This is a genomic window from Nocardioides sp. NPDC101246 (assembly GCF_044767415.1).
Lineage (GTDB): Bacteria > Actinomycetota > Actinomycetes > Propionibacteriales > Nocardioidaceae > Nocardioides.
This window is the reverse complement of record NZ_JBIWNX010000002.1, coordinates 206667-219402: the sequence shown is the minus strand read 5'-3', so window position 1 is coordinate 219402 and position 12736 is coordinate 206667. Positions and strand designations below refer to the sequence as shown.

The window sequence follows — 12736 nt, the reverse complement described above, 5'->3', positions numbered from 1 at the left end:
TCAGGGCCGGCCTACGTTCTGCTGAGGACGTACGCCGGCCCTGTCATGTCTGAGATGACTTCGTAACAACCGGGTGAGCCGCGTACTCTGAGGCTCGTGAACGACGCCTTCCCCTCCCTCGAGCAGCTGCACGCCATCGGAGCCCTTCAGCAGCCGACCTATTCCGACCCGGCCGCGCTGGCCGCGGCGGTCGAGAAGCTGAGGAACCAGCCGCCGCTCGTCTTTGCGGGGGAGTGCGACCAGCTCAAGAGCTCGATCGCCGCCGCCGGCCGTGGTGAGGCGTTCATCCTGCAGGGCGGCGACTGCGCCGAGGTCTTCGCCGAGGCGACCGCCGACAACACCCGCAACAAGCTGCGCGTGCTGCTGCAGATGGCCGTCGTCCTGACGTACGCCGCCTCGGTCCCGGTCGTGAAGATCGGCCGGCTCGCGGGGCAGTACGCCAAGCCGCGCTCCTCCGACATGGAGACCCGCGACGGCGTGACCCTGCCGGCCTACCGCGGGGATGCCGTCAACGGCTTCGAGTTCACCGAGGAGTCCCGCATCCCCGACCCCCAGCGGCTGCTGGACGTCTACCACGCCTCCTCCTCGACGCTGAACCTCGTGCGCGCCTTCACCACCGGTGGCTACGCCGACCTGCGCCAGGTGCACACCTGGAACTCCGAGTTCGTGCGCAACTCGCCCGTCGGCGCGAAGTACGAGGCGATGGGCTCCGAGATCGAGCGCGCGATCGCGTTCATGGAGGCCATCGGCGCCGACCCGGAGGAGTTCCACCGGGTCGACTTCTACTCCTCCCACGAGGCGCTGCTGCTCGAGTATGAGCACGCCATGACCCGCATCGACTCCCGCACCGAGACGCCCTACAACGTCTCGGGCCACTTCGTCTGGATCGGTGAGCGCACCCGTCAGCTCGACGGTGCCCACGTGGAGTACTTCCGCCACCTCAACAACCCGATCGGCTGCAAGCTCGGCCCCACCGCGACCCCCGACGACGCGCTCGCGCTGGCCGCCAAGCTCAACCCGAAGAACGAGGAGGGCCGGCTCACCTTCATCACCCGCTTCGGTGCGGGGAAGGTGCGCGACGGGCTGCCCGGGCTGGTCGAGAAGATCACCGCCGAAGGCGTCAACGTCACCTGGATCTCCGACCCGATGCACGGCAACACCTTCTCCACCTCCAACGGCTACAAGACCCGCCGCTTCGAGGACGTCCTCGACGAGGTCCAGGGCTTCTTCGACGTCCACCACGCCCTCGGCACCGTCCCCGGCGGCATCCTGGTCGAGAACACCGGCGACGACGTCACCGAGATCATCGGCGGCGGCGAGGAGCTCGACGAGGCCGGCCTCGTGCACCGCTACGAGTCCGTCGTCGACCCGCGCCTCAACCGCGTCCAGTCGCTCGAGATGGCGTTCCAGGTCGCGGAGATGCTCCGCAACAAGTAGCCCCGTCGCACGCCGAGCCGGCGCGTCCTGCGAGACAGGACGCGCCGGCTGCGGGGATCGGTCAGCGGACCCTGACCGTGAAGGTGGCCGTGCGACCGTCCGAGGTCGTCACCGTGCCGCGATAGGTGCCCGGTCGCGCGTAGCGGTGCGACGCGCTGATCCGGTAGACGCCCGCGGCATGGAGCCCGTCGCGCGGGGCGGTCGTGGTGAAGGCCGCGGGTACGCCGGCGGTGCCGTCACCGAAGCGGACCGTCGCGTCGAGCGCGCCCGTGAGCGCGGAGCCGCCCAGGCCGTCGGCGTCGTCGACCGCGTCGACGGCGACCGTGGATCCGTCCGTCTTCGTGCCCGGTGCGGCGAGCAGACCTGCCGCGATCGTGGCCGGGGAGCCGTGGCGTACGACCGCATCGGTGCCGGTCACGGCGGTGGACCAGGCGGCGTGGGGGCCGTCGTAGAAGTTGGTGCCGGCGGTGTTGAGCCGGGTGCCGACGTCGGCGACTCGGCGGGCGAAGTCGGCCCCGTCGCGCAGCGACTCCTGGGTCCAGCCGACCTCCCCGTGCGCGAGGGCGCGCGGGAACATCATGAACTCCGCGTTGCTCACGCCCCGGACGGTCTCCGACCACAGCGGCGCCTCGGTGCCCAGGATGTCGTCGTCGCCGACCCCCGGGATGACGTTCTCGGGGCTCCAGGCGTAGTAGTCCGGGAAGTCGCACGAGCCCGAGCACGCCCAGGACAGCCCGATCGGCGTCTTGGGGTTGTACTTCATGTCGAGGTACGACTTGTTGCCCGGTGAGACCAGCAGCTTGGCGCCGTCCTCGGTGATGGCGCGCTTGGCGAAGTCGGTCGAGCCGGCCCAGTACTGCACCCCGTCGCCGGGCGTGAGGGTCGTCTCCGAGTACTCGTTCCAGCCCAGCGTCTTCTTCCCGAGGTCGTGCACGATCTCCACGGCCCGCTTCTCGAAGTCGACATAGCCCTGGTGGCCGTAGCGGGCGGTCATGGCATGCGACTCGTCGCCACCGATGTGCAGGTAGTCGCCGGGAGTCATCTCGGCCAGTTGCGCGAAGACGTGCTGGACGAAGGTGTAGCTGACCTCGGCGTACGGGTCGAGGTAGGAGTAGCCGACGTCGATCGTGCTGTTGACCGGCGCCACCGGCTCCGCGGCCGTGCCGGTGTGGCTCGAGCCCGCGGTGTTGAGCTGCGGGATCGCGTGCAGCGCCGCGTTGGTGTGGCCCGGGATGTCGACCTCGGGGACCATCTCGATCTCGCGCTCGGCGGCGTAGGCGACCAGGTCGCGGTACTGGGACTGGGTGTAGTAGCCGGTGTGGCCGTCCAGGGCCTGGTAGGGGTTGGAGGTGACCGCCGTGCCGCCCGACTCCCGTGTCAGCGCCGTGTAGTCGATGTCGTCGCCGGCCGCGCGCCCGTCGTTGGTGATCTGGATGCGCCAACCCTGGTCATCGGCCAGGTGGATGTGCAGCACCGACAGCTTCGCGGAGGCGGCGGCGTCGATGATCTGCTTGACCTCGTCGACGGTCTGGAACGACCGGGCGACGTCGATCATGATCCCGCGGTAGCCGAACCGGGGCGCGTCGAGGATCTTCACGGCCGGCACGCTCCACGTCTGGTGCACGCGTACGGGCGAGCTCGCGAAGGCCGGGAGCAGCTGGCGCAGCGTCTGGGTGCCGTTGAAGAGCCCGTGCCGGGTCGCCCCGCTGATCCGCAGGCCCGAGCGGCCGGAGGAGAGGGCGTACGCCTCGGGGTTGCCCTCCACCTGGCCGTAGTCGGCGCCGGGGTCGATGACCAGCTGCAGATCGGTGGGCTTCGGGCGCGTGGAGACGACCGGCAGGGCATAGCCGGTCGAGGTACGGAGGGTGGTGGCGAGCAGGCGCCCGACCGCTGCGGCCTCCCCGCGGGCGACGATGCGCGTGCCGGGGGTGAGGACGAAGTCGGGGCCGGACTGCTCGTCGACCTGCACCGGGAGCGGGACCAGGCCGGGGACGGGGGAGTCGGGGGCGGAGGTGGGGGTGGATGCGGTGGCCACCGGGGCCATGGCGACCAGACAGCCGGCGAGGCTCAGAGCGGCAGCTGCGGCGAGTATCGAGCGAGACATTCAACATTCCTCTCTGCCGCGGCGACGCGGCGAGTATCAAGAAGTTGTGCTGCTCCAGGCGAGCGTAGTGACGCGCCGACCCCTCGACAGGGTTTTCGTAAATTCGCTCAACAAATTAATTCTTGCCCGGCGCTCAGCCCCGTGCCCAGGCGAGCTGCATGATCTCGTCGCCGTCGTGGAGGGTGCTGCGGTTGCTGGTGTCGGTGAAGCCGGTGCGCTCGTAGAGTCGTCGGGCGCGCCGGTTGTCGGTGCGGGTCCAGACGCTGAGGCCCTCCCAGCCGCGTGACTGGAGGTCGCGGATCATCTCGGTGCCGACGTGGGAGCCCCAGACGGCGGGGTCGACGAAGACCATCGAGATGTGACCGTAGCCCGGCAGAGGTACGCCCTCGACGAGGTAGGTCTCGGCCACCAGCATCCCCGCCGGACGGGTGCCGTAGTGGGCGAGCAGCGCCAGCTCGGCGGCGTCCAGCTTCTCGCGGACCCGGCGGATCCGGGCCTCGGTGGCGGTGCGTCGGCGGGCGGCGTTGGCTGCCTGCCACACGTCGAGCGCAAGAGCGCGCTGCTCGTCGCTGTTGATCTCGGCGACGATGATTCTCGGCATCTAGGCGGCTACAGCGTCATCAGCCAGATGCCGAGCACGAGCATCACGATCATGAAGATCGCGCCCACCCACAGCAGCACGATCCAGGTCGAGGGGTTGTCCTCGGCCTCGTTGGCCATCAGCGAGGAGACGTACTCCTGCTGCGCGCCGTAGTCGCCGAAGTCCTGCTCGATCGGCTCCTGCTCGCCGACGTAGCCGTAACCGGTCTGCCAGTCGCCGGCGTCCTCGCCTGCGTAGGCCTCCTCCGCATAGCCGGTCGCGTAGGCGGGCTCGGTCTCGCGGACCTGGCCACCCACGGTCTCCTGCTCCTGGGGCGGGGCCCAGTGGCGGGCCTGCCCGTTGGGCGACTCCTGGACGAGCATCCCGGAGGGCTGGACGAAGGGCTGGTACGCCGCCGCCTCGGCCGTGGCGTCGGAGACCGGCTCGGGCTCGGGGACGGGCTCGGGCCCGGGAAGGGGACCCGGCTCCGGGGTCGGGTCGGGGACCGGCTCGGGCTCCGGGACCGGGGTCGGCTCCGGGACCGGGGTCGGCTCCGGGAAGGGCGAGGGGTCCGGGACGGGCGAGGGCTCGGGGTCGGGGATCACGGCCTGCTCCGCGGCGGCCGGCTCGTGCGCCGGCGGGGGAGTGGTCGGCGGCGGGGTGCTCGGCGGTGCGTACGCCGGGCGGACCGCGGTGGTCCCGTCGGGCTCGTCATCGGTGTCGAGCTTCTCCTCGACGGAGGGCGCCTGGCGCCGCGAGGTGCGCTCGGTGGGCTCGTCGTTCGGAGCCGTAGAGGCCGCCGACGATGCCGGGCCCGGCAAGTCGTCGTCGCCGTAGGCGCTGATCCGAGGCAGGCTCAGAGAGGTCTGCTCCGCGTCAGGCACGTCCTCGACGGCCTCCGGGGCGATCGACTCGACGGGCTTGCGGATCACGGTGGCCTCGTTGGGCTCGTCTTCAGCAGCGGACACGGGTGGCGTCCTTTCCTCTACATCGGCGGAGTCAGCCTCGGCTGTTTGGTTCGGCTCCGTGGCAACAACCTCGAGACCACACATCGGGCACGCCGCCTCATCGGACAGTCGGTGTCCACACTGTGCGCAGCTGCTCATGCCACCCCCATGGCGTCGAAGATCACTCCCGTGCGTTCCCAAGCCTAGGTCACCCGCCCTTGACCTTGGGCTGATGCCCGCAGATCACGGAGGAGGGGGATATCGGGGTTGTCGGCGTCGCGAGAGCCGGGAGTCTCCAGGATGAAGGGGACTCCGTCGGTCGCCGGATGCGCGAAGAGCTCCTCGAAAGCCGCCGTGCCGATGTGGCCGCGGCCGATCTGCTCATGGCGGTCGAGGTGCTTGCCGCGTACGTCCTTGGAGTCGTTGGCGTGGATCAGCCGGAGCCGGCCGGGGCCGCCGATCTCGACGATCCGGTCGACGCACGCGGTGGCGCCACCGGGCTCGTCCAGCGGGGCCCCGGCGGCGAAGACATGGCAGGTGTCCAGGCAGATCCCGGCCTTGGGGTGGAAGTCGACGGCCGCCAGGTAGGCCGGCAGGTCCTCGACGCCCGCACACAGCGAGCGCCCCTGGCCGGCGGTCGGCTCCAGCAGCAGCCACGGCGCTGTCTCGGCCTCGATGTCGTCGAGCACGGGCAGCAGCGCCTCGCGCACCTGCTTCATCGCGGTGGCGTACTTCTCGCTCGCATCGCCGTCGGGCGAGACGAACGAGCCGGTGTGGACGACGACCCCCTCGGCGCCGATGTCGGCGGCGCGGCGGAGGTTGTGCGCGACCAGGGCAGCCGACTTCTCGTAGGTCGCCGGGGTCGGCGAGCCGAGGTTGACCAGGTAGGGAGCGTGGACGAAGGCACGCATGCCGCGTCGCTCGATCTCCGCCCTGAACGCCTTGTCCTCGGCTGGCTTCCCGGCCGAGAGCGCCCAGCCGCGTGGGTTGCCGACGAAGATCTGCAGGGTCTCGCCGCCGACCGCGTCGGTGTTGGCGAGGGCACCGGCGACCAGGCCCTTGCCGACCTGTACGTGGGTGCCGATCGGATTGCGTGTGGCAGGGGTCAAGGTCAGTTCAGCCAGATCGTGATCTCGGAGCCGTACGGCGCCTCGCCCTCGGCGGGCTCCTGACGGGTCACGTAGCCGAGGCCGAGCGAGAGATCCTCCTGCTCCTCCTTGACCTTGAACCCGGCGGCCTCGAGGGCCTGCTTCGCGGCGTCCTTGTGGCTGCCGACGACGTTGGGAACCGGGACGGAGTCGGGGCCCTTGGCGACCACGAGGGTCACGGTCTCGCCGCGGGGGAGGGTGCCGGAGTTGGGGCTCTGGCTGAGCACGGTGCCCGGCTGGATCTCCGGGCTCTCCTCCTCCTCGATCTCGACCTTGAGACCGTCGGCCTCCAGCGACTTCTTGGCGCGATCGGCGCTGCGGCCGGTCCAGTCGACGATGGCGACCGGGGCCGGGCCCTTGCTGATCACGAGCACGATCGCCTTGCCGGGCCGCACCAGGGTGCCGGGGCGCGGCTGGGAGTTGATGACGTGGCCCTCGGGGACGTTGTCGTTGAACTTCTCGATCGGGTCGCCGATGCTGAGGCCCATGTCGCGGATCTCGTCTTGGGCGTCGTCGGCGAGCATGCCCTTGACCTTGGGCACCGAGTATTCCTCCACGCCCCTGCTCACGCTGATCTCGACCGTCGATCCGGGCAGCGCCTTGTCGTCGCGGCCGGGGTCGGAGTCGATCACCACGCCCTTCTCGACGGTGTCGGAGAACTCGGTGTTGGCCGAGACCTCGAAGCCGGCGTCCTGCAGCTGTGTGGTCGCGGCGGCCTTGCTCAGGCCCGCCACCGATGGCACCCGCTCGTAACGGCCGTCGATGAACCACCACAGCCCGCCCGCGACCAGCGCCACGGCCACCACGGCGGCGCCGATCGCGATCGGGCCCTTCCACGTCGCCGGCATGCTCCAGCGCTGCTTCGGCTGCGTGGGGGTCGGGGCGATGCGTACGTTCTCCTCGGGCTCGCTCAGCGAGAGCCGAGCGCCCGCGGGGAGTCCGACGCCCGGGGGCGGTCCCTGCGGGCCCGGGGGACGACCGGGCGGCGGACCGGACGGTCCGGCGGGCCCTGAGGGTCCCGACGGGCCGAGGCCGAGCGCGGGCAGAACCGCGGTCGTCTCCGAGCCGGACTCGTCGTGGGAGCGTGCGGGGGAGTCGGTGCCGGCGGCTTGGGCGCCCTGGTCGGGTGCGCCGGCCCGGGGGAGGGCCAGGTCGGCGGTGAGGTCGGGGTCGTCGAAGATGCCCGCGGACAGAGTGGCCATGACGCGGTTGACCATGCGCAGCAGCACGCCCGCGTCGGCCGGGCGCAGCTCGGGGTCACGGGCGGTCGCGCGGGCGACCAGGGCGTCGACGTAGCGCGGGATGCCGGGGGCGGCCTTCGACGGCGGCGGGACGTCCTCGTGGACGTGCTTGTAGGCGACCTCGACGGGCGAGGGGCCGCTGTGCGGCTTGCGGCCGGTGAGCAGCTCGTAGAGGACGACACCGGCGGCGTAGACGTCGGTGCGCGGCCCGGACCTGGACTCGGTGACCAGCTCGGGCGCGAGATAGGAGACGGTGCCGACCAGGTTGCCGGTGGTGGCGTCGTTGGAGTTGTTGTTCATCACCCGGGCCAGGCCGAAGTCGGCGACCTTGACCCGCTGCGAGATCGAGGCGGCACCGGTGGTGATGAGCACGTTCTCGGGCTTGATGTCGCGGTGCACGATCCCGATCGCATGGGCCGCGGTCATCGCGCTCAGGATCGGCTCGATGTAGGCCAGCGCCTTCGCCGCGCCCAGCGGAGCCTGCGAGGCGATGGTGTCGCGCAGGGTGTGGCCCTCGATGTACTCCATCGCGAGGAAGGCGACGCCGTCGTCCTCGTCCTGGTCGTAGACGGCGACCACGTTGGGGTGGGACAGCTTCGCGGCCGACCTGCCCTCGCGTACGAACCGCTCGGCGAAGTTGCCCTCCTCGTCGAGGTCCTGGTGCATGACCTTGACCGCGACGATGCGGTCCAGCCGCATGTCGTGGGCGACGTAGACCGTCGCCATGCCGCCCTTCGCGACCTTCTCGACGATCCGGTAACGCATCCCCAAGACCTTGCCCAGAAGGGGGTCGGATGCGGTAGCCGAGCCTCCGCCGTGGCGCCCGATGACGTCGTCACGGGGGTCCGCCTCACTAGCCACGCGATCCTCCTGTCTCCGGTTGGAGAAGTATTCCGGACCGGGCAATGGTACGGACCAGCGGGTCCCACTCACTACTTTCCGGACCGGCTACCCGGGCCGGTAATGTGATCGTTATGAGCGATGTGCGGCTGGCTGAGCAGGATCTCGGGGTTCTGGTGGAGGAGTGGATCGACTGGGCCACGGCCGCGTCGCAGCTCGGTGTGACGGTGGGGAAGGTGCGCACCATGATCCGCGAGCACGAGCTCGCCGCGGCGGTGCCTCCGGGGGTGAAGGGCCAGCACATCCCGGCCCTGTTCATCCAGGACGGTCTGCCTGTCAAGGGCCTGAGCGGGCTGCTGCACGTGCTCCACGACGGACGCTACGACGACCGCGAGATCATCGCCTGGCTCTTCCTCGACGACGACCTTCCCGGCCGCCCGATCGACGCGCTTCGGGAGAACCGCGGGTCGGAGGTCAAGCGCCGGGCCCAGGCCATGGCACTCTGAAGGCCGCTCGTTCCGTACGTCTCGGAGGAACCTCGTGAGGTCGAAGTCTGCCCTGGTTGGTCTGCTGCTCGCCGTCCTGATGGCGCTGGTCGCCGGATGCGGAGGTGCCTCGGCAGGCGACTCCGGTTCGGGTGAGGGCGGGAAGACCGGCACCGATCCCGAGAGCGGGCTCGCCTGGATCGCGGAGTCCGACCTGCCGCCCGAGGGCGTGGAGACGCTCGAGCTGATCGACGCCGGCGGTCCGTTCCCCTACCCGGGCAAGGACGGCAGCACCTTCGGCAACCGCGAAGGGATCCTGCCGCAGGAGGCTTCGGGCTACTACGCGGAGTACACCGTGCCGACGCCCGGCTCCGATGACCGGGGCGCGCGGCGTATCGTCACAGGCGAGGGTGGGGAGTTCTACTTCACCGAGGACCACTACGAGTCGTTCTCACGGATCGACCGGGGGTGATGGAGACATGAGCGGACTGGCAGGGCTTCTGGCCGGCAAGGTCGATCCCGGCGTGTATCGCTGGCACACCGAGCTGGCCGCGGCCGACCTCTCCGAGTCGGTGACCGGCGCCGGCTGGTCGCTGGCGCAGATCGCCGACGTGGTTGAGACCAAGGACGAGGTGCTCGGCGCCATCGGCGCCGCGCTGGGGTTCCCGGCCCACTTCGGTCGCAACCTCGACGCGCTCTGGGACTCACTGCGCGACCTCGCCGCGCCCACGGTGCTGCTGTGGGAGACGTGGGGGTGCGCTGCGTACGCGGATCGTGCCGGCTTCGACAAGATCGTCCGGGTGCTCCAGGACCGGTCGGCGGAGATCTCCGAGAGCCGGCCGGCGTTCACCGTGCTGCTGCGCGGGGACGGTCCGGACACCGACCTGACCGACCTGGGCTGATCACCCGACGTTGACCGTGCGGGTGGGGTAGCCGGAGGCTCCGTCGGGAGCGGGCGGCGCCTCGTCGGCGGTCTGCGGCGTGCCGGTGCGGTCGTACGCCCTCGCCTGGATCCGGTGCTCGCCCTCGGTCGCGTCCCAGCGGTAGGTCCACTGGCGCCAGGTGTCGATGCTGTCCTCGGCGGCGAGCGTGGCGGGCTGCCAGGGGCCGTCGTCGATGCGTACCTCCACCTTGCTCACGCCGCGGTGCTGCGCCCACGCGACGCCGGCGACGGTCACCTCGCCGGGCATCGTGTCCTCGCCGGGCAGGTCGATGCGGGACTCGGTCTTGATCGGACCCTCGGCGGACCAGCCGCGGTCGGTCCAGTAGGCGCGGAAGTCGTCGAAGCGGGTGACCTCGAGATCGGTGAGCCACTTGGTCGCCGAGACGTAGCCGTAGAGGCCGGGGACGACCATGCGGACGGGGAAGCCGTGGTCCGGGGTCAGCGGCTCGCCGTCCTGGGCGATCGCGAGCAGGGCGTCGCGGCCGTCGGTGAGCGCCTCGAGCGGGGTGCCGATGGTGATGCCGTCGGCACCGGTGGACTTCACCGCGTCGGCGTCGGGGGAGAGGCCGGCGCGCTTGAGGACGTCGCGGATGCGTACGCCGGTCCACGTCGCGTTGCCGATCAGGTCGCCACCGACCTCGTTGGAGACGCAGCAGATCGTCACACGGCGCTCGTAGAGCGGCATCGCGAGCAGGTCCTCGTAGGTGAGCTCGACCGGTCTGTCGACCAGGCCGTGGATCTTGAGGCGGTAGTCGGTGACGTCGACGCGTGGGGTGAGCAGGGCGATGTCGATGCGGTAGAAGTCATCGACGGGGGTCAGGTGGGGCGTCAGCCCGTCGATCCGGAGCTCCGCGCCCGCCGGGAGGGGCGCGGCGGGGGAGACGGCTGCCGGGATGGCCACGTTCGTCACCGGGAGCCGGCGTCCGGTGACCACCTTGGCGCCGACACCGCCGGCCGCACCCACCGCGGTCACGGCAGCCGCGGCGACCAGGAACCTGCGACGGTCGAAGCCGTCGGGTGCCTCAGCCTCGGTGGCCGGGCTGTCGGTCTCGCGCAGCGGCCGGGTGAGGAGGATAAGTGCGGTGATGCCGACCGCGAGGCCGATCACCAGCGCGATGATCCCGGTCCTCCCGTTGTCGGCCCGATCGGCCAGGAGGGCGGCGATGTCGATGGCCCCGAGGAGCAGCAGCATGCCCACGCCGAGAGCCGGGCGGCGTACGGCCAGGGCGCCGGCGACCCCGAGCAGGACCAGCGTGACCAGTCCGACGCAGGCGAGCAGGATCGGCTTGTCGGCGGTGCCGAAGGTGGCGACCGCCGCCTCCTTGAGCCAGCGCGGGGTGATATCGATGACCCGGTCCCCGAGCGCGAGCAGGGGCGAGGCGCCACCGGCGAGGGCTGCGATGAGCTCTGCGACGCCGAGGCCGAGCACGCCGGCGGCGATCCCCGCGAGGGGGCCGTAGGGAAGGCGTCCGAGGACATTGCGGGATGTCATGCTGTGGGTTCGTGGCCGATCGATGGTCGGATGGGACCAATCCTCCCACTCTTCGGCTGCGAACCCGGGATGAGATCGGTCATCTGTCGAAAAGGGGTGCGTATGCGCAGAGCGCTGCGGGTCGTGGGCGAGGAGTCGTCGCCGGGCCCCGATGACGACCTGGACCCGGCGGCGGTGCTCGCCGCGGTCGCCGGTGGCGACCTCGATGCCTTCGGCCGGCTCTACGACGACCTGGCTCCGCTCGTCTTCGGCGTCGCTCGCCGGGTCGTTCGCGACCCCTCGCGGGCGGAGGAGGTCACCCAGGAGGTGTTCACCGAGATGTGGCGCCAGGCGGCCCGCTTCGACCCCTCGCGCGGGTCCGTGCGGACCTGGGTGCTGACGATCGCGCACCGTCGCGCGGTCGACACCGTGCGTTCCACGCAGGCCTCGCGGGCTCGGGAGGAGCACGTCGCCCGGCGTGAGCCGACCGACGTCGCCGGCCCGGAGGACGCCGTCGTCACGGCCTCGGAGCACGAGGGCGTACGGCGCTGCCTGGACTCCCTCACGCCCCTGCAGTCCCAGGCCGTGCGGCTGGCGTACTACCAGGGCTTCACCTATCCGCAGGTCGCCGAGATGCTCGGCCGGCCGCTGCCGACGGTCAAGTCGCGGATGCGGGACGGGCTGATCCGTCTTCGAGACTGCCTGGAGGTGCGCGATGGCGCCTGACGTGCACGGCCTGGTCGGGGCCTACCTGCTCAACTCGTTGGAGGACGAGGAGCGCGCGGAGGTCGAGGCGCACCTGGCCGCCTGCCCCGACTGCCGGGAGGAGGTCGACTCGCTGCGGTCGGCGACCGCCTCGCTCGCCGGTCAGGTGGCCGAGACGCCGCCGGCATCGCTGCGCGCCCGGGTGATGCGTACGGCCTCGGAGACGCCGCAGCTCCCGCCGACCGTCGCCGCGGGCCGCCCCCGTCGTCGCCGGATCGCGGGGGTGATCGCCGCGGTCGCGGCCCTGGTCATCGGTGTCGGCGTGACGGTCGGCGTGGTCGTTGGGGAGGACGACCCGCCGGCGATGACCGCCGCGGAGGTGATGTCGGCCCCCGACGCGCGGATGCACAAGGAGGAGACCTCCGACGGCGAGCTGATGGTCGCGATGTCCCACGAGATGCGCATGGTCGCCGTCGACACCGCCGACCTCGACCGCCCCGCCGGGATGACCTACCAGGTCTGGTGGCACACCGAGGCCGGCATGGCGTCCGCCGGCGTCCTCGAGGAGGAGATGTCCGTCGCCGTACCCGTCGAGGACGGGGATCTCATGGTCACCATGGAACCCATGGGCGGCTCCGACGAACCGTCGGCGACCGTCATCTTTCAGATGCCCGCCGAGAGCCTCTGACGCCGAGACGTCAGCCCGGTCGGCCGAGACGTCAGCCCGGTCGGGGGGGGGGGGGGGGGGGGGGGGCCCCCGCCGCCGGGGGGGGGGGGGGGGGGGGCGGGGGGGGGGGGGGGGGGGGGGGGGGGGGGGGGCGGGGGGGGGCCGGCG

The 12736-nt window shown here is 71.2% G+C and carries 12 protein-coding genes; 6 read left to right on the top strand and 6 right to left on the bottom strand.

The genetic code is table 11. From position 1 onward, the window contains the following. The first annotated feature begins 96 nt into the window (after window positions 1-96). Window positions 97-1437, top strand: coding sequence for a class II 3-deoxy-7-phosphoheptulonate synthase (locus ACIRON_RS04165; RefSeq protein ID WP_091046351.1), 1341 nt, complete (start codon window positions 97-99; stop codon window positions 1435-1437). A 61-nt stretch (window positions 1438-1498) separates the two neighbouring features. On the opposite strand, the gene ACIRON_RS04160 is transcribed toward ACIRON_RS04165, so the two are convergent. From ACIRON_RS04160 to pknB, 5 genes are all read right to left on the bottom strand, one after another. Continuing rightward, a complete protein-coding gene (locus ACIRON_RS04160; RefSeq protein WP_402989337.1) occupies window positions 1499-3541 on the bottom strand; it encodes a beta-N-acetylhexosaminidase in 2043 nt (680 codons plus the stop codon). 133 nt (window positions 3542-3674) lie between these two features. Then, window positions 3675-4142, bottom strand: a complete 468-nt coding sequence (locus tag ACIRON_RS04155; protein ID WP_402989334.1) for a GNAT family N-acetyltransferase — start codon at window positions 4140-4142, stop codon at window positions 3675-3677. A gap of 8 nt (window positions 4143-4150) precedes the next feature. Next, entirely contained in the window at window positions 4151-5089 is a 939-nt protein-coding gene (locus ACIRON_RS04150; protein ID WP_402989332.1) for a hypothetical protein, read from the bottom strand. Between the two features lie 182 nt (window positions 5090-5271). Beyond that, window positions 5272-6177: a deoxyribonuclease IV gene (locus ACIRON_RS04145; protein ID WP_402989329.1), complete on the bottom strand. Its 906-nt coding sequence runs from the start codon at window positions 6175-6177 to the stop codon at window positions 5272-5274. A 2-nt stretch (window positions 6178-6179) separates the two neighbouring features. Continuing rightward, a complete protein-coding gene (gene pknB / locus ACIRON_RS04140) occupies window positions 6180-8318 on the bottom strand; it encodes a Stk1 family PASTA domain-containing Ser/Thr kinase (protein WP_402989326.1) in 2139 nt (712 codons plus the stop codon). A 113-nt stretch (window positions 8319-8431) separates the two neighbouring features. Here pknB and ACIRON_RS04135 point away from each other — a divergent pair, with 113 nt between their 5' ends. From ACIRON_RS04135 to ACIRON_RS04125, 3 genes are read left to right on the top strand one after another with little or no spacing between them, the layout of a single operon-like run. Beyond that, window positions 8432-8803: an Rv2175c family DNA-binding protein gene (locus tag ACIRON_RS04135; RefSeq protein WP_402989323.1), complete on the top strand. Its 372-nt coding sequence runs from the start codon at window positions 8432-8434 to the stop codon at window positions 8801-8803. Between the two features lie 34 nt (window positions 8804-8837). Beyond that, window positions 8838-9254: a ribonuclease domain-containing protein gene (locus ACIRON_RS04130; protein WP_402989320.1), complete on the top strand. Its 417-nt coding sequence runs from the start codon at window positions 8838-8840 to the stop codon at window positions 9252-9254. A 7-nt stretch (window positions 9255-9261) separates the two neighbouring features. Beyond that, a complete protein-coding gene (locus tag ACIRON_RS04125; protein ID WP_402989317.1) occupies window positions 9262-9684 on the top strand; it encodes a barstar family protein in 423 nt (140 codons plus the stop codon). Here the strand turns inward: ACIRON_RS04125 and ACIRON_RS04120 are convergent, their stop codons facing one another. Then, a complete protein-coding gene (locus tag ACIRON_RS04120) occupies window positions 9685-11217 on the bottom strand; it encodes a molybdopterin-dependent oxidoreductase (protein ID WP_402989314.1) in 1533 nt (510 codons plus the stop codon). Window positions 11218-11319: 102 nt separating this feature from the next. Here ACIRON_RS04120 and sigK point away from each other — a divergent pair, with 102 nt between their 5' ends. Further along, a complete protein-coding gene (sigK, locus tag ACIRON_RS04115; protein WP_402989311.1) occupies window positions 11320-11922 on the top strand; it encodes an ECF RNA polymerase sigma factor SigK in 603 nt (200 codons plus the stop codon). After that, window positions 11912-12589, top strand: a complete 678-nt coding sequence (locus tag ACIRON_RS04110; protein ID WP_402989308.1) for an anti-sigma factor domain-containing protein — start codon at window positions 11912-11914, stop codon at window positions 12587-12589. The genes sigK and ACIRON_RS04110 overlap by 11 nt, the downstream gene beginning before the upstream one ends. The last annotated feature ends 147 nt before the right edge of the window (window positions 12590-12736 follow it).

Coding starts and splice junctions, on each gene's coding strand:
- ACIRON_RS04160 (WP_402989337.1), bottom strand. CDS start 3,541: ATGTCTCGCTCGATACTCGCCGCAGCTGCCGCTCTGAGCCTCGCCGGC.
- ACIRON_RS04120 (WP_402989314.1), bottom strand. CDS start 11,217: ATGACATCCCGCAATGTCCTCGGACGCCTTCCCTACGGCCCCCTCGCG.
- ACIRON_RS04125 (WP_402989317.1), top strand. CDS start 9,262: ATGAGCGGACTGGCAGGGCTTCTGGCCGGCAAGGTCGATCCCGGCGTG.
- sigK (WP_402989311.1), top strand. CDS start 11,320: ATGCGCAGAGCGCTGCGGGTCGTGGGCGAGGAGTCGTCGCCGGGCCCC.
- ACIRON_RS04110 (WP_402989308.1), top strand. CDS start 11,912: ATGGCGCCTGACGTGCACGGCCTGGTCGGGGCCTACCTGCTCAACTCG.
- ACIRON_RS04135 (WP_402989323.1), top strand. CDS start 8,432: ATGAGCGATGTGCGGCTGGCTGAGCAGGATCTCGGGGTTCTGGTGGAG.
- ACIRON_RS04155 (WP_402989334.1), bottom strand. CDS start 4,142: ATGCCGAGAATCATCGTCGCCGAGATCAACAGCGACGAGCAGCGCGCT.